Annotated in this window: 9 protein-coding genes and 5 rRNA genes (1 of these 14 cut by a window edge); 9 read left to right on the top strand and 5 right to left on the bottom strand. The window is 65.7% G+C overall.

What is annotated here, in order from left to right; all coding sequences use genetic code 11:
- From DX03_RS18040 to DX03_RS18015, 6 genes are all read left to right on the top strand, one after another.
- Positions 1-1,285: ribosomal RNA gene (locus DX03_RS18040) — 23S ribosomal RNA — on the top strand; it begins 1,594 nt to the left of the window's first position.
- Positions 1,286-1,454: 169 nt separating this feature from the next.
- Positions 1,455-1,569 (top strand): 5S ribosomal RNA (gene rrf / locus DX03_RS18035).
- Between the two features lie 128 nt (positions 1,570-1,697).
- Positions 1,698-1,812 (top strand): 5S ribosomal RNA (rrf, locus tag DX03_RS18030).
- 131 nt (positions 1,813-1,943) lie between these two features.
- A 5S ribosomal RNA gene (gene rrf, locus DX03_RS18025) occupies positions 1,944-2,058 on the top strand.
- A 131-nt stretch (positions 2,059-2,189) separates the two neighbouring features.
- Positions 2,190-2,304, top strand: a 5S ribosomal RNA gene (gene rrf, locus DX03_RS18020).
- Positions 2,305-2,575: 271 nt separating this feature from the next.
- Positions 2,576-3,064 (top strand): REP-associated tyrosine transposase, encoded by a 489-nt coding sequence (locus DX03_RS18015; RefSeq protein ID WP_051598915.1) that lies wholly within the window; start codon positions 2,576-2,578, stop codon positions 3,062-3,064.
- A gap of 714 nt (positions 3,065-3,778) precedes the next feature.
- Here DX03_RS18015 and DX03_RS18010 read toward each other — a convergent pair.
- Complete coding sequence (locus tag DX03_RS18010; protein ID WP_038692593.1) at positions 3,779-5,518, bottom strand: M28 family metallopeptidase; 1,740 nt, start codon at positions 5,516-5,518, stop codon at positions 3,779-3,781.
- 52 nt (positions 5,519-5,570) lie between these two features.
- Complete coding sequence (locus DX03_RS18005; RefSeq protein WP_038690946.1) at positions 5,571-6,233, bottom strand: DUF4097 family beta strand repeat-containing protein; 663 nt, start codon at positions 6,231-6,233, stop codon at positions 5,571-5,573.
- A gap of 97 nt (positions 6,234-6,330) precedes the next feature.
- Between DX03_RS18005 and DX03_RS18000 the strand changes: the two genes are divergently transcribed.
- Both DX03_RS18000 and DX03_RS17995 read left to right on the top strand, forming a co-directional pair.
- Positions 6,331-7,656, top strand: coding sequence for a murein hydrolase activator EnvC family protein (locus tag DX03_RS18000; protein ID WP_038690944.1), 1,326 nt, complete (start codon positions 6,331-6,333; stop codon positions 7,654-7,656).
- 124 nt (positions 7,657-7,780) lie between these two features.
- Entirely contained in the window at positions 7,781-9,229 is a 1,449-nt protein-coding gene (locus tag DX03_RS17995; protein ID WP_038690942.1) for a S41 family peptidase, read from the top strand.
- A 132-nt stretch (positions 9,230-9,361) separates the two neighbouring features.
- Here DX03_RS17995 and DX03_RS17990 read toward each other — a convergent pair whose 3' ends face one another.
- Positions 9,362-10,054 (bottom strand): rhomboid family intramembrane serine protease, encoded by a 693-nt coding sequence (locus DX03_RS17990; protein ID WP_038690939.1) that lies wholly within the window; start codon positions 10,052-10,054, stop codon positions 9,362-9,364.
- Positions 10,055-10,280: 226 nt separating this feature from the next.
- Here DX03_RS17990 and DX03_RS17985 point away from each other — a divergent pair, with 226 nt between their 5' ends.
- Positions 10,281-11,639 (top strand): outer membrane protein transport protein, encoded by a 1,359-nt coding sequence (locus tag DX03_RS17985; RefSeq protein WP_038690937.1) that lies wholly within the window; start codon positions 10,281-10,283, stop codon positions 11,637-11,639.
- Positions 11,640-11,831: 192 nt separating this feature from the next.
- Here DX03_RS17985 and DX03_RS17980 read toward each other — a convergent pair whose 3' ends face one another.
- Together DX03_RS17980 and putA are read right to left on the bottom strand one after the other, a co-directional pair.
- Positions 11,832-12,563: a ThuA domain-containing protein gene (locus DX03_RS17980; RefSeq protein ID WP_038690935.1), complete on the bottom strand. Its 732-nt coding sequence runs from the start codon at positions 12,561-12,563 to the stop codon at positions 11,832-11,834.
- 90 nt (positions 12,564-12,653) lie between these two features.
- A complete protein-coding gene (gene putA / locus DX03_RS17975; RefSeq protein WP_038690933.1) occupies positions 12,654-15,878 on the bottom strand; it encodes a bifunctional proline dehydrogenase/L-glutamate gamma-semialdehyde dehydrogenase PutA in 3,225 nt (1,074 codons plus the stop codon).
- Positions 15,879-15,912 lie beyond the last annotated feature (34 nt).

The following is a 15,912-nucleotide window of genomic DNA, read 5'->3' as shown; positions in this document are numbered from 1 at the left end:
ACAGGTGGGTAGGATGAGAATTCTCAGGCGCTTGAGAGAACTCGGGTGAAGGAACTAGGCAACATGGCACCGTAACTTCGGGAGAAGGTGCGCCCTTTTTGGTGGCTCATGCGAGCTATAGCTGAAGAGGGCCGCAGAAACCAGGCCGCTGCGACTGTTTATCAAAAACACAGCACTCTGCAAACACGAAAGTGGACGTATAGGGTGTGACGCCTGCCCGGTGCTGGAAGGTTAATTGATGGGGTCAGCCGCAAGGCGAAGCTCTTGATCGAAGCCCCAGTAAACGGCGGCCGTAACTATAACGGTCCTAAGGTAGCGAAATTCCTTGTCGGGTAAGTTCCGACCTGCACGAATGGCGTAACGACAGCGGCGCTGTCTCCACCCGAGACTCAGTGAAATTGAAATCGCTGTGAAGATGCAGCGTTCCCGTGGCAAGACGGAAAGACCCCGTGAACCTTTACTATAGCTTTACACTGAACGTTGAGTTCGTCTGTGTAGGATAGGTGGGAGGCTATGAAACTGTGGCGCTAGCTGCAGTGGAGCCATCCTTGAAATACCACCCTGTCGTGCTTGACGTTCTAACCTGGGTCCATAATCTGGATCGGGGACCGTGTATGGTGGGTAGTTTGACTGGGGCGGTCTCCTCCTAAAGAGTAACGGAGGAGCTCGAAGGTACGCTCAGCGCGGTCGGACATCGCGCACTGTGTGCAAAGGCATAAGCGTGCTTGACTGCAAGATCGACGGATCAAGCAGGTAGGAAACTAGGACTTAGTGATCCGGTGGTTCTGTATGGAAGGGCCATCGCTCAACGGATAAAAGGTACTCCGGGGATAACAGGCTGATACCGCCCAAGAGTTCATATCGACGGCGGTGTTTGGCACCTCGATGTCGGCTCATCACATCCTGGGGCTGTAGTCGGTCCCAAGGGTATGGCTGTTCGCCATTTAAAGTGGTACGCGAGCTGGGTTCAGAACGTCGTGAGACAGTTCGGTCCCTATCTGCCATGGGCGTTGGAGATTTGAGAGGGGCTGCTCCTAGTACGAGAGGACCGGAGTGGACGAACCTCTGGTGTTCCGGTTGTCACGCCAGTGGCATTGCCGGGTAGCTATGTTCGGAAGCGATAACCGCTGAAAGCATCTAAGCGGGAAGCGCGCCTCAAGATGAGATCTCCCGGGGCACAAGCCCCCTGAAGGAACCATATAGACTATGTGGTTGATAGGTCAGGTGTGTAAGTACAGCAATGTATTGAGCTAACTGATACTAATGATCCGTGTGGCTTGACCATATAACCTCAAGTTGCCTTGGCCGACATGACATGTCGATAGAGCCCAAGTGCACGCTACGTCACAAGACCAAACGAGAGGCAGGCGCTCAGGCGCGTCTCTTTGTAAAGCCGGCACATCCGTGCCCGCTCCCTGCAAAGACACGCTCTGCGGCGACACTCCAAAAGCCTCCCTGGTGAAATTAGCGCTGTGGAACCACCCGATCCCATCCCGAACTCGGAAGTGAAACGCAGCTGCGCCGATGGTAGTGTGGCTCAAGCCATGCGAGAGTAGGTCATCGCCAGGGTTTATACCCAAAACCCCGCTGCTCACGCAGCGGGGTTTTCTTTTTTGCAGGCACCCGGTTTTCGAAGGTGTCTGTTTCTCGGAAGAGACCCATGCCGAGCTGGCGCAACGCGCTGCTCCAACCGTCTCCCTGGTGAAATTAGCGCTGTGGAACCACCCGATCCCATCCCGAACTCGGAAGTGAAACGCAGCTGCGCCGATGGTAGTGTGGCTCAAGCCATGCGAGAGTAGGTCATCGCCAGGGTTTATACCCAAAAACCCCGCTGCTCACGCAGCGGGGTTTTTCTTTTTTTGCAGGCACCCGGTTTTCGAAGGTGTCTGTTTCTCGGAAGAGACCCATGCCGAGCTGGCGCAACGCGCTGCTCCAACCGTCTCCCTGGTGAAATTAGCGCTGTGGAACCACCCGATCCCATCCCGAACTCGGAAGTGAAACGCAGCTGCGCCGATGGTAGTGTGGCTCAAGCCATGCGAGAGTAGGTCATCGCCAGGGTTTATACCCAAAAACCCCGCTGCTCACGCAGCGGGGTTTTTCTTTTTTTGCAGGCACCCGGTTTTCGAAGGTGTCTGTTTCTCGGAAGAGACCCATGCCGAGCTGGCGCAACGCGCTGCTCCAACCGTCTCCCTGGTGAAATTAGCGCTGTGGAACCACCCGATCCCATCCCGAACTCGGAAGTGAAACGCAGCTGCGCCGATGGTAGTGTGGCTCAAGCCATGCGAGAGTAGGTCATCGCCAGGGTTTACACCCAAAACCCCGCTGCTCACGCAGCGGGGTTTTTTCTTTGCCCCAGAGAAAGGCGAAAGGCAAGGACGACGCCGGTAGGGTCGGTTCCCAAACGAGCGCCGACCTCGCCTGCAATCGCATTGACGCATGGACCCACGCTCAAAGGCTGCTGGCTCTCGGCAGCGTATGGCGGGACTCCCCCTGACACGCCAAATACCCTCCCTCCGACAGGGCCCACATTCAATACCGGATACCAGAGCGACCCCGTCGGCGCGAACCTGACGGCATGTCCAGCCCACGCCTTCTCATCGGTCGCCGCTCTGTCCGAGGCGCCTATTACATGCTCACATCCACCGTTGCAGATCGACGCAAGCTGTTCGTCGATGCCGCACGCGTTGAATGTGTCGTTGAGGCCTTACGTTGCTCCGATCGCGAGGCACGCTCACGAACACTCGCCTGGGTGGTGATGCCAGATCACGTGCACTGGCTGATGCAGCTGCGCGACGGCAACATCAGCCGCTGCATGCAGGCATTCAAATCCCGCGCGTCGCGTGCCTTCAACCTGCACACAGGTGCGCAAGGCAGCGTCTGGCAGCGAGGTTTCTACGATCACTGCGTGCGGTCGGACGAATCCCTGGAAAGGCAGGCGAGATACCTGATCGAGAACCCCGTCCGCGCAGGCTTGGCCGCCAGCGTAGGCGAGTACCCGTATTTCTGGTCACGCTGGCCGATGACGCCAGAAACGTCACCCGCCGCGGATAGCCAACCAAGGTAGGGTCGGTTCCCAAACGACCGCCGACCACCTCTGCGACCGCATTGGCGCATGGACGTCTGATGTCGCGCACCTGCTACCGCACGCGTTTCGCCGATCATTGTCATGCCATCACCGGCCGCGGTGGCCGCACCGGCGGTCGATTGGGATGCGACCCTACCAACATTTCTGCGCATCGCCATACCGGGATGCCTCATCACCGGAACATGCACGCGCCGCCGATACACCGGTAGGGTCGGTTCCCAAACGACCGCCGACCGCGTCTGCGATTGTATTGGCGCATGGACCTTTGATACCGGGCGCCTGCCACCGCACGCGTTTTGCCGATCACGGTCATGCCATCACCGGGCGCGGCGGCCGCAACGGCGGTCGATTGGGATGCGACCCTACCACCCACATTTCTGCGCATCGCCACGCCGGGATGCCTCATCACCGGAACATGCACGCGCCGCCGATACACCGGTAGGGTCGGTTCCCAAACGACCGCCGACCACGTCCGCAATCGCATTGGCGCATGGACGTCTCATGTCGCGCACCTGACACCGCACGCGTTCCGCCGATCATTGTCATGCCATTACCGGGCGCGGCAGCCGCAACGGCAGTCGATCGGGATGCGACCCTACCAGGCCACATTTCCGATGCCCCATTGGCGACATCCATCCACAAAAAAACGGCGCCCCGTAGGGCGCCGTTTCTGGTTCAAGCACTGACTGAGGCTTACTTGCTGGCCGGTGCCGGTGCCGGTGCACCTGCCGCCCCAGCCTTCGGCGCCATCATCGCGTCGCGGGCCGCCTTGAACGGGTTGCCCTCGTACCAGTTCGGCCAACGGTCGCCGCCGGCCAGTTCCTTGCCTACGCCGTACAGCAGCTGCAGGTCTTCCACCGTGCCGTCCAGCTTCCAGGTGGCCGCGTCGAACTCATCCTTCGGCCCGTGATAGCGGTCGCGGCCGTAGGCCTCGGCGGCCTTGCGGCCGGCCTCGACGCCACCGTCGCGCAGGTCTTCGCCGCCGTCGGCATACAGGGCCGGCACGCCGGCCTTGGCGAAGTTGAAGTGGTCCGAACGGAAGTAGAAGCCGCTCTGCACCGCGGTCTCGCCGTGCAGGGTGCGGCCCTGGTTGGCGGCCAGCGGCTTGAGGATGTCTTCCAGCTCCGAGCTGCCGAAGCCGGTCACCGTGAGATCCTTGGCACGGCCAGCCACCGACATCGCGTCGATGTTGATCACCCCGGCAATCTTGTCCAGCGGGAAGGTCGGGTGGCTCACGTAGTACTTGGAGCCCAGCAGGCCCGACTCCTCCAGCGTCACCGCCAGGAACACTACCGAACGCTCCGGCGGCGGCTGCTGGTGTGCCATCGCATCGGCCACTTCCAGGATGCCGGCCACGCCGGTGGCGTTGTCTACCGCACCGTTGTAGATGTTGTCGCCCTGCTCACCCTCGTGCTTGCCCAGGTGGTCCCAATGGGCCATGTACAGCACCGCTTCGTCGGCCCGCTTGCTGCCCGGCAGCACGCCAACCACGTTGCGCGACTTCTTCTCGGCGATGGTGCTCTTCAGGTCGAAGGACACCTTGGCCTTCAGCGACACCGGCTTGAAGCCGCGCTTGCTGGCGTCCTTGTAGGCCTTGTCCAGATCCAGACCGGCATCGGCGAACAGCTGGCGGGCCGCTTCTGCACTCAACCAACCCTGTGCGGGGATGCGGGCTTCCGGGTCATCCTTGGCCGGCAGGTCGTACTGCGGGCCGGCCCAGGAGTTCTTCACCACGTCCCAGCCGTAGGAAGCACCGGCGGTGTCGTGCACGATCAGCGCCGCGGCGGCGCCCTTGCGGGCGGCTTCTTCGAACTTGTAGGTCCAGCGCCCGTAATAGGTCATGCGCTTGCCGTCGAACAGCTTGGCATCGTCGACGTGGAAGCCCGGGTCGTTGACGAACATCACCACCGTCTTGCCCTTCCAGTCCTGCCCGGCGTAGTCGTTCCACTTCTGCTCCGGCGCATCCACGCCGTAGCCGACGAACACCAGCTCACTGTTCTCGACCTTCACTTCGGGCTGGCCGCTGCGGGTGCCGATCACCATGTCGGTGCCGAACGTCAGGTCGCGCTGCTTGCCCGCCTGGACCAGCTTCAGCACCGTCGATTCGTCGGCGCTGGTTTCGGTCATGGCCACGTCCTGGAACCAGCTGTCGCCGTTGCCCGGCTGCAGGCCGATGCGCTGCATCTGGTCGCGGATGTAGTTGACGGTCAGTTCTTCGCCCTTGCTGCCGGGGGCACGCCCCTCGAACGCGTCGGAGGAGAGGGTTTTGACCAGCTCGCCGAAATCGGCGGCGTTGATGTCGGGCGAGAACGCGTGGCCAGTGGCGGCCACCGGCGCCGGCGCGGCGGCCGTGTCGACAGGTGCGGTGGCTTCGCCCTTGCACGCGGTCAACGCGGCGGTGGCAGCAAGGCACAACAGAAGTTTGCGGGGCATCATCGATTCCTGGGTACAAGGGGCCGGTGCCGACAGGCACCGGAAGAGGGTATCAATCCTGGGGCGCGGCGTCGGTATCGAACGTCTGCGGCTGGGCGCCGCTGACCGGACCGATGTGCGCGCTGCGGTGGACATACAGGGTGACGTCACGGTCGAACTGCAGGCTGCCGCTGACACTGGCATTGGGGCCGACGATCACGCGGGGCTTGCGGTTGCCGGTCAACGACAGGCTGAAGTTGGGCTTCTTGACCCGGATGCCGCCCTGGACCTCCGAGCCGACGCCGACGGTGATGTCGCCGTTGACCGTTTCGATGTTGCCGTTCAAGCGCGTCTCCACCAGCCCGATGCCGCCATTGACGGTTTCCATGTTGCCTTCCACCACGCTGCCACGGTCGACGAAAATGCTGCCGTTCACCGTTTCCACGTTGCCGGCGGCGACCACGTCGCGGCCGATCCGCACGTTGCCGTTGACGGTGGACACGCCGGTGGTGCGGGCGCGGTCGTCGATCCGGATGCTGCCGTTGACCGTCTCGATCTCACGGGTGACCACACCCTCTTCGACCGTCACACCGCCATTGACGGTCTCCAGGTCGCCGTAGGTCTGGCCGGCCGACGCACGGATGCTGCCGTTGACCTTGCTGATGTCTTCGCTGGCGAAGGCAGGTGCGCACGGCAGCACCAGGGCCAACAGCAGCGCGAGTGGAATATGTTTCATGGTGACCTCATGTCCGGTGTGCGGCTGGCAGGCCGCCTGTTGGGATGTCACCATGCATCGCTACAATCCGCATCTGCCTGAAGTCACTGGAAAGCCCTTGCGCCACAACGCTTTGTCCTCACGCCGGAATAACAAACCGACGCCCGGTCGCCGCGGGGCCGTCGTCCTGCGCGCGTGGGCGCACGGGCTGGTGCTGGCGCTGGCGGTCCTGGCAATGGGGCCGGTGTCGGCACAGAGTTCAAAGGAAGCCGAGCGCAAGCTGCAGAAGCTGCGGTCGGAGTTGAAGGGCGTGGCGCAGGAGCGCCGCACGCTGGAAGGCCAGCGCGGCCAGGCCTCGCGCCAGTTGCGCGACGCCGACGAGAAAGTGGCCCGAACCGGCCGCGTGCTGGCCCAGACCGAAACCGCCCTGCAGCGCGAAACCCGCGCCATGGAAGAGCTGCAGCGCAAGCGCAGCGACCTGCAGGCCGGCATGACCAAGCAGCGCGAAGAACTGGCCTCGCTGCTGCGGTCGGCCTACCGCATCGGCAACAACGCGCCGTTGAAGCTGCTGCTGTCGCAGGACCGCGTGGCCGACGCCAACCGCAGCCTGGCCTACCACCGCTACCTGCAGCGCGAGCGTGCCCGCCGCATCCAGCTGCTCACCCACGATCTGGCCGAACTGCAGGCCGTGGAAGCGCAGATCGTCGAACGCCGGCAGGCGCTGGAAGGCACCCGCCAGCAGCAGAAGCAGCAGGTGGCGACCCTGGCCGACGACCGCCGCAACCGCGCGGCCACCGTGGCCAGTCTGGACGAGCGCTACAAGGACCGCAGCGAGCGCGAAAAGGCGCTGGGCCAGGATGCCAAGGCGCTGGAAACGCTGCTGGCCAACCTGCGTGCCGCCGCTGCCCGTGCCGAGGCCGAGCGCCGGGCGGCTGCCCGCCGCGCGGCTGCCGAAAAGGCCGCCGCCGAGAAAGCGGAGAAGGCCGCGGCCGCCAACGGCACCCGCCCACCGCCGCGACCGGGCAAGACCCCGCCGGCAGTGGCCTCGGCGCCGCCGCCCAAGGTGGGCGGGCTGGGCTGGCCGTTGTCGGGCAACCTGCTGGCGCGCTATGGCGGCAAGCTGCCCGATGGCCGTACCAGCAGCGGCGTGCTGATCGGTGCCGCGGCCGGCAGCACGGTCACCGCCGTGGCCGATGGCACCGTGGTGTTCTCCGACTGGATGACCGGCTACGGCATGATCCTGATCGTCGACCACGGCAATGGCTACATGAGCCTGTACGCACACAACGACACCCTGCTGCGTGATGCCGGCGCCACGGTCAAAAAGGGCGATGCGGTGGCCAAAGTCGGCAACTCCGGTGGGCAGGGCGTGACCGCGCTGTACTTCGAGCTGCGCCGCAACGGCCAGCCGGTGGATCCGGGCAGCTGGCTGCAGCGTCGCTGACAGCCAGCCCAACGGCAGGCGCCTGTCGCACACCGGGTTCAACGGGAATTTATCGTCGCTTCGCGCATAATCGGGCGACGCACCTGGTGCGTGTTTACCGTCCCCCGCCGACCTGGAGTGCTTCATGCGCGTAGCCCGTACCGCCACCTTGCTGCTGGCCCTGTTGCCCGCCGTGTCATGGGCGCAGCAGACCCGCGAGGCCGCCAGCAGTACCAGCGACGCCGCCAGCAACGAAGAAGCGGTGACATCGCGGGTGCCGCTGGAAGAGATCCGGCGCTATGTGGCGGTCTACAACGCGGTACGCGCCGCCTATGTGGACCCGGTGGACGACAAGAAGCTGATGCAGTCGGCCATCCGTGGCCTGTTGCTGGACCTGGACCCGCACAGCACCTATTTCGACAAGGAAGACGCCGAGGCCTTCGATGAGCAGGCCACCGGCGCCTACGACGGCATCGGCGTGGAGCTGCAGCAGCAGCCCGACAACAGCAGCCTGAAGGTGATCTCGCCGATCGACGACACCCCGGCCGCCAAGGCCGGCATCCTCGCCGGCGACCTGATCATCGCCATCGACGGCAAGCCGATCAGCGCCATCGAAGCCACCGAACCGCTGCGCGGCAAGGCGGGCAGCAAGGTGGTCCTCACCCTGGTGCGCGAGGGCAAGCCCAAGCCGTTCGATGTCACCGTGACCCGCCAGACCATCCGCGTGACCAGCGTGCGCAGTCGCATGCTGGAACCGGGCTACGGGTACATCCGCCTGAGCACGTTCCAGGCCGACACCGGTGCCGATTTCCAGAAGCACGTGGGCCAGTTGCAGCAGCAGGCGGGCGGCAAGCTCAAGGGCCTGGTGCTGGACCTGCGCAGCAACCCGGGCGGCTTGCTCACCGCAGCAGTGCAGGTGGCCGATGACCTGCTTGAGAAGGGCAACATCGTGAGCACGCGCGGCCGCATCTCGATCAGCGATGCCCGCTTCGACGCCACCCCGGGCGACCTGCTCAAGGGCGCGCCGGTTGTGGTGTTGGCCGACGCAGGCTCTGCCAGCGCCTCCGAAGTGCTGGCCGGTGCGCTGCGCGACAACGGCCGCGCCCGCGTGGTGGGCAGCCGCACCTTCGGCAAGGGCTCGGTGCAGACCGTGCTGCCGCTGGACAACGGCGATTCGGTCAAGCTCACCACCGCGCGTTACTTCACCCCCAGTGGCAAGTCGATCCAGGCCACCGGCATCGTGCCCGACGTGGTGCTGCAGCCGGAAAAGCGCGAGGGTGAGGACGACCTGCCGGCCAGCCTGGCCGACTACAGCGAAGCGACCCTGCCGGGCCACCTGCGCGGTGACGAAGAAGGCACCGAGGGCTACAAGGCCGGTGACGTGCTGTCCGGTGATGGCCCGATCAATGATGCGCTGGCCGAGTTGAAGCAGCCCGGTTCGGTAGTGGCCAAGCAGAAGGCGGACGCCGCCAAGGCGGCGGCGCAGAAGAAGCCGGACGCGAAGAAGCCGGCAGAGGTGAAGCCTGCAGAAGCGAAGCCTGCAGAAGCGAAGCCTGCAGAAGCGAAGCCGACGGACGTGCCGACCAAACCCTGACCGGTAGTGCCGGCCGCTGGCCGGCTCTGCAGTCATCCAACTGCGCGGGGAGCCGGCCAGCGGCCGGCACTACCGAATGGATTCAACTGTGCGGGGAGCCGGCCAGCGGCCGGCACCACCGATGCGGTCGCGCTAGAAGCCGTGCCGCTTTCGCAGCCGCCGCGCGATCGCCGCGCGTACGTACACGCCATAGCCCAGCCCGAACGCGAAGCCGGCGATGTGCGCCCACCAGGCCACCATGCCGAAGCTCGGCCCGATGTAGGCAAACACGACCTGCAGCGCCGCCCAGACCCCAATCAGCAGGTACGCCGGGGCGCGCACGAATTCCAGGAACAGGCCGAGCGGGATCACCACACCCAGCCGCGCGCCGGGGAACAGGGCCAGGTAGGCCCCGATCAACGCCGACACCGCGCCGCTGGCACCGATGATGATCTGGTCCGGGCTGCCCATGGTGTAGATCGCGGTCAGGTTGGAAATTGCCCCGCCCACCAGGAACAGCAGCATCAGCCGCCACGGCCCCAGCACGCGCTCGGCCGGCAGCCCGAAGATCAGCAGGAACACCAGGTTGCCCAGCAGGTGCGACCAGTCGGCATGCAGGAACAGGGCGGTGAACAAGCGCAACACGCTGCCGTCCTGCAGGGTGGCCCACCAGTCAAGCGGGCGGGTCAGCCCGGTCGACAGCGCGCCCCAGTCCAGCCACAGGCTGCGCCGGGCGTCCCCCGGCCGCGAGATCGACCACAGGAACGCCACCCACAGCGCCGCGAACAGCAGCGGGGTAGCCCAGCGGAAGGCAGACTTCTTGCGGGAAGGGATCGACACGAACATGGGTGCGCTAGCCTAGCGCGGTGGCGCTTCGGACGGGGGATTGACGGGTTCAGCCTGAATAGCCACCAGGGCGACGCCCGTTATTGTTTCATTAACCGGTCTGGGTATACTCCAATACGGCGTCGTATGTCGGGAGGGGAATCCGGCGCGTTGTTCCCGCCCCAGGGCAGGGAAGAACGCAGGCGCGCGTTGCCCAACATCACCGCAATTCCGGAGAGAACCAAACATGCATACCGCTTCCTCGCTTGCCCGCGTCACCGCCCTGGCCGTCGGCATCGCCGGTGCCCTGGCCGCCGGCCACGTCCACGCCGCCGCCTTCCAGCTGAAGGAAAACAGCGCCAAGGGTCTTGGCCGCGCCTTCGCCGGTTCGGGCAGCGCCCAGGGCGACGCCTCGATCATCGCCGTCAACCCGGCCGGCATGCGCCAGCTGGAAGGCATGCAGATCCAGGGTGACCTGAGCGCCATCAGCTTCTCGGCCGATTTCAAGGGCAGCGGCCGCAACGCCGGCCCGACCGGTGCCGGCACCGGCACCCCGATCTCGGGCGGTGACGGCGGCGACGCCGGCATGATCGCGCCGGTCCCGGCTGCTTATTTCCACATGCCGATCGGCGAAAAGGCCCACTTCGGCGTCTCGCTGACCGCCCCGTTCGGCTTCAAGACCGAATACGACAGCAACTGGGTCGGCCGTTACAGCGGCATCAAGACCGACCTGAAGGCCATCGACCTGGGCTTCGCCGCGTCCTATGACGTCAACCCGTACGTGTCCTTCGGCGCGTCGGTGTTCGTTGAGCACCTGACCATCGAACTGACCAATGCCATCGACTACGGCGCACTGGTCAGCCAGCTGCGCGTGCCGACCTTCGCACCGGGCACCGATGACGGCACCCTGAAGGTCAAGGGCGACAACAACGCCGTCGGCTGGACCGTGGGCGGCCTGTTCAGCCCGGACGAGAACACCCACATCGGTATCAGCTACCGGTCGAAGGTGGAACACAAGATCACCAACGGCGAAGCCACCTTCGACGGCGGTGATCGCGCCCGCGCCATCCTGGGCCGCCCGAACGTGCGCCCGGGCTGGTTCGTGGACACCAGCGGTCGCGCCACGGTCACCATGCCGGCCTCGGCGACCTTCAGCGTCACCCACAACGTCAATGACCGCTGGACCGTCATGGGCGATGTGACCCGCACCGCGTGGTCGACCTCGTTCGACAAGGTGACCATCGATTACGCCTCCAACCAGGCCGACTCGAACCTCAACTTCGCCTACCGCGACACCACCTTCGTGTCGCTGGGTACGGACTTCAAGCTGAGCGACACCGTCACCCTGCGCGGCGGCGTGGCATACGACCAGACCCCGACCACCGACGCGCACCGCGACGTCCGCGTGCCGGACACCACCCGCAAGTGGCTGTCGCTGGGCGTGGGCTGGACCCCGTCGGCCAACATGGAATACAACTTCGGTTACACCCACCTGTTCACCAAGGATCCGAGCGTCAACACGACCGCGGAAACCGGTAACAAGCTGGTGGGCAAGTACGATGTGGGCGGCGACGTGATTGCTGCGTCGTTCAACTACAAGTTCTGATCGCCGTAGCAGTACTGCGTGTCTGAATGCAGAAAGCCCCGCGAAAGCGGGGCTTTTTGTTTGCCTGCCGCGCGGCGATGCCAGGCGGTGATGCACGGGCGTAACTCAGCCATCGGCAGTCGATCGGTATGCGCCGCTACCAGTGGAACGTGGAAGATCCGGTGGGCTGCGGATGCAGGGGCGATCAGCGACTCAACAGATCGGCGAGCGGCCCGCCGCATAACGCATACCCTGCCGCAGCTGCGCCAGGAAATGCGGGTTGCGGTACACCGCTTCGTCATGCCCCAGGCCGGTGTACCAGCTGCGCCCGCCGCCGAAACGATGGCACCAGGTGATGGGATGGTCCGCGCCCATGCTGCCGCCGTCGTAGCGCCGCTCGTCCACGGTAGCCACCACCTGCACGCGCCCGCGGGGATTCTCGCGGTAGTTGTAGAGCTCGTCGCGGACCGGCCACGGCGTGCCGTGCGCGCGGCCATCGCGCTCGGGCTGCACCTGCGTGTCCTGCAGGCCGGGCGGGTGCGCCTTGAACCATGCGCCCACCAGCTGGCCATACCACGGCCAGCCGTACTCGGTATCGGCGGCCGCATGCACGCCGACAAAGCCGCCGCCGTGGCCGATGAAGCCTTCCAGCGCGGCCTGCTGGTTGGCGTCGAGCACATCGCCGGTGGTGCTGGCGAACACCACCACGCGGTAGCGCGCGAGGTTGGCAGCGGTGAACGCACCGGGGTCCTCGCTGTGGTCGGCAACCATGCGCTCGCCGGTGGCCAGCGTCTGCAGCGTGGCCACGGCCGTGGGGATGGAATCGTGCCGGAACCCGGCGGTGTGGGTGAACACCAGCACCCGCTCGGGTGGCGCAGCGGTGGCCTGCGCGATGCCGAGCAGGAGCACGGGAAGCAGCAGGGTTGTCCGAAGGAGGGTGCGCATGTGCGGATGATGGCACAGAGGCAAGGGACCGGGCGCAACAAAAAAAGCCCCGCTTTCGCGGGGCTTTTCAGTGCCGCCTTGCGCCGTGGATCAGTCGCCCAGGGTCAGCAGCGAGGCGTTGCCACCGGCGGCCGTGGTGTTCACGGTGACGGTCTTTTCGGTGGCAAAGCGCAGCAGGTAGTGCGGGCCGCCGGCCTTGGGGCCGGTGCCGGACAGGCCCTGACCGCCGAACGGCTGCACGCCGACCACCGCGCCGATCTGGTTGCGGTTGACGTACACGTTGCCCACGTTGATGCGCGAGGAAATGCGGTCCACGGTTTCATCGATGCGCGAATGCACGCCCAGGGTGAGGCCGTAGCCGGTGGCGTTGATCTGGTCGATCACCGCATCCAGCTGGTCGCCCTTCCAACGGATCACGTGCAGCACCGGCCCGAAGACTTCCTTGTGCAGCTGGTCCAGGTTCTTCAGTTCGTACGCACGCGGCGCGAAGAAGGTGCCATGCGCGGCGGCTTCGTCGAGTTCGGCCGCGGCGATCAGGCGCGCTTCCCTCTCCATGCGCACCGCGTGGTCCTGCAGGATCTGCAGCGCGTCGGCGTCGATAACCGGGCCGACGTCGGTGGACAGCAGGCCCGGGTCGCCGACCTTCAGTTCGGCCATCGCACCGGACAGCATGGTCATCACCTTGTCGGCGATGTCGTCCTGCACGAACAGCACGCGCGCGGCCGAGCAGCGCTGGCCGGCCGAGGTGAACGCCGAACCGATGGCGTCCTTGACCAGCTGTTCCGGCAGCGCCGAGGAGTCGGCGATGAAGGCATTCTGGCCGCCGGTTTCGGCGATCAGCACGCCAATGGCGGCATCGCGTGCGGCCATCGCGCGGTTGATTGCGCGGGCGGTGTCGGTGGAGCCGGTGAAGGCCACGCCGGCCACGCGCGGGTCGGCGGTGAGCGCGGCACCGACGGTGGCGCCGTCGCCCGGCAGGAACTGCACCACGCCTTCGGGCACGCCGGCGTCTAGCAGCAGCTTCACTGCGTAGTAGCCGATCAGGTTGGTCTGTTCGGCCGGCTTGGCGATCACGCTGTTGCCGGCGGCAAGCGCGGCGGCCACCTGGCCCAGGAAGATCGCCAGCGGGAAGTTCCACGGGCTGATGCAGACGAACACGCCGCGGCCATGCAGCTGCAGTTCGTTGGATTCACCGGTGGGGCTGGGCAGCTTTTCGGCGTGGCCGAACTGCTCGCGCGCCTGCTTGGCGTAGTAGCGCAGGAAGTCGACCGCTTCGCGCACTTCGGCGATGCCGTCGGGCAGGCTCTTGCCGGCTTCCTTGACGCACAGCGCCATGAACTCGGGCATGCGCGCTTCCAGCTGCTCGGCAGCGTGTTCCAGGATCGCCGCGCGGCTGGCGGCCGGGGTGCGGTTCCAGGCCGGCTGCGCGGCCACGGCATTGGCCAGCGCCTTCTCGACGGTGGCGCTGTCGGCCGGCTGCCACTGGCCCACCACCTGGCGCGTGTCGGCCGGGTTGGTCACGTTCAACAGCACGCCGGTCGGGGTGGCGCCGGGCACCAGCGGCGCGGCCTTCCACGGCTTCACGGCGGCGTTGAGCTGCTCGGCCAGCGCGCGCAGGTCGTTGTCGTTGGCAAGATTGACGCCCATGGAATTGGTCCTGTCATGGTTCTGGCTGCGCAGCAGGTCGACCGGCAGCGGGATTTTCGGGTGGGGAATGGACGCGAACGAGGACACCGCCTCGACCGGATCGCGGATCAGGTCATCGATGGCCACCGCGTCGTCGGTGATGCGGTTGACGAAGCTGGAGTTGGCGCCGTTTTCCAGCAGGCGGCGCACCAGGTACGGCAGCAGGTCTTCGTGCGAACCGACCGGTGCGTACACGCGGCACGGCACGTTCAACCGATTGGCCGGCACCACTTCGGCGTACAGGTCATCGCCCATGCCGTGCAGCTTCTGGTGCTCGTACTGGCCCCCCTTGGCGATCGCCTTCACCGCGGCAATGGTGTGCGCGTTGTGGGTGGCGAACATCGGGTACAGCGCATCGGCATGCGAGAACAACCGCTTGGTGCACGCCAGGTAGGACACGTCGGTGTTCTGCTTGCGGGTGAACACCGGGTAGGCCGGCAGGCCGTCGATCTGCGCGCGCTTGATTTCCGCGTCCCAGTACGCGCCCTTGACCAGGCGCACCTGCAGGCGGCGACCGATGCGACGGGCCAGGTCGGCCAGGTAGTCGATCGTGTACGGGGTGCGCTTCTGGTAGGCCTGCACGACCACGCCGAAGCCTTCCCAGCCGCTCAGCGACGCATCGCTGACCACCGCTTCGATGATGTCCAGCGACAGCTCCAGGCGGTCGGTTTCCTCGGCATCCACGGTGCAGCCGATGCCGTAGGACTTGGCCAGCTGCGCCAGTTCCAGCACGCCCGGGACCAGGTCGGCCATCACGCGCGCGCGCTTGGCATGCTCGTAGCGCGGGTACAGCGCCGACAGCTTGATCGAGATGCCCGGGGCCGCGTTGACGTCGCCGTCCGGGCGGCCGCCACGGGCCTTGTGGTCGCCGCCGATGGAGTGGATCGCACGGCGGTAGTCTTCCAGGTAGCGCTTGGCGTCCTTCATGGTCAGCGCGCCTTCGCCGAGCATGTCGAACGAATAGCGGTAGCTGGCGTTGTCGCCCTTGTGCGAGCGCGACAGCGCCTCGTCGATGGTGCGGCCCATGACGAACTGGTGGCCCATGATCTTCATTGCCTGGCGCACGGCCAGGCGGATCACCGGCTCACCCACGCGGCCGATCAGGCGCGCGAACGCACCCGGCACGTCGGCGCGGGTGGCGTCGTTGATCTGCACCAGGCGGCCGGTCAGCATCAGGCCCCAGGTGGAGGCGTTGACCAGCACCGAGTCGCTGCCGCCCATGTGCTTCTTCCAGTCGGCATCGCCCAGCTTGTCGCGGATCAGCTTGTCGGCGGTGTCCTGGTCGGGAATGCGCAGCAGCGCCTCGGCCACGCACATCAGCAGCACGCCTTCCTCGCTGCCCAGGTCGTACTGGCGCATGAAGGCTTCGATCGCGCCCTGGTCCTGGGCACGCACGCGCACGCGCTTGACCAGGTCGGCGGCGGTGGCCTGCACCTGCGCCTGTTCGTCGGCCGGCAGGCGCGCCTGCGCCAACAGCTCGCGCACGTGGCTGGCCTCGTCCTTCATCCAGGCATCGGTGATGGCCTGGCGGAACGCAGGGGGAGGCGTGCGCAGCTCAGGCGACAGCAGCGGCGGACGGAGAGCGCCGGACGGGGCCGGGGCAGGAATCGGTGCGGAAGGTGCGGTCATGCCGGTTGGCTCGTGGAGAACTTGACCATTTTAA

It is taken from the genome of Stenotrophomonas rhizophila, assembly GCF_000661955.1.
Taxonomy (GTDB): Bacteria; Pseudomonadota; Gammaproteobacteria; order Xanthomonadales; family Xanthomonadaceae; genus Stenotrophomonas; species Stenotrophomonas rhizophila.
The sequence above is the reverse complement of the archived record's forward strand: the minus strand, read 5'-3'. Positions and strand labels throughout refer to the sequence as shown.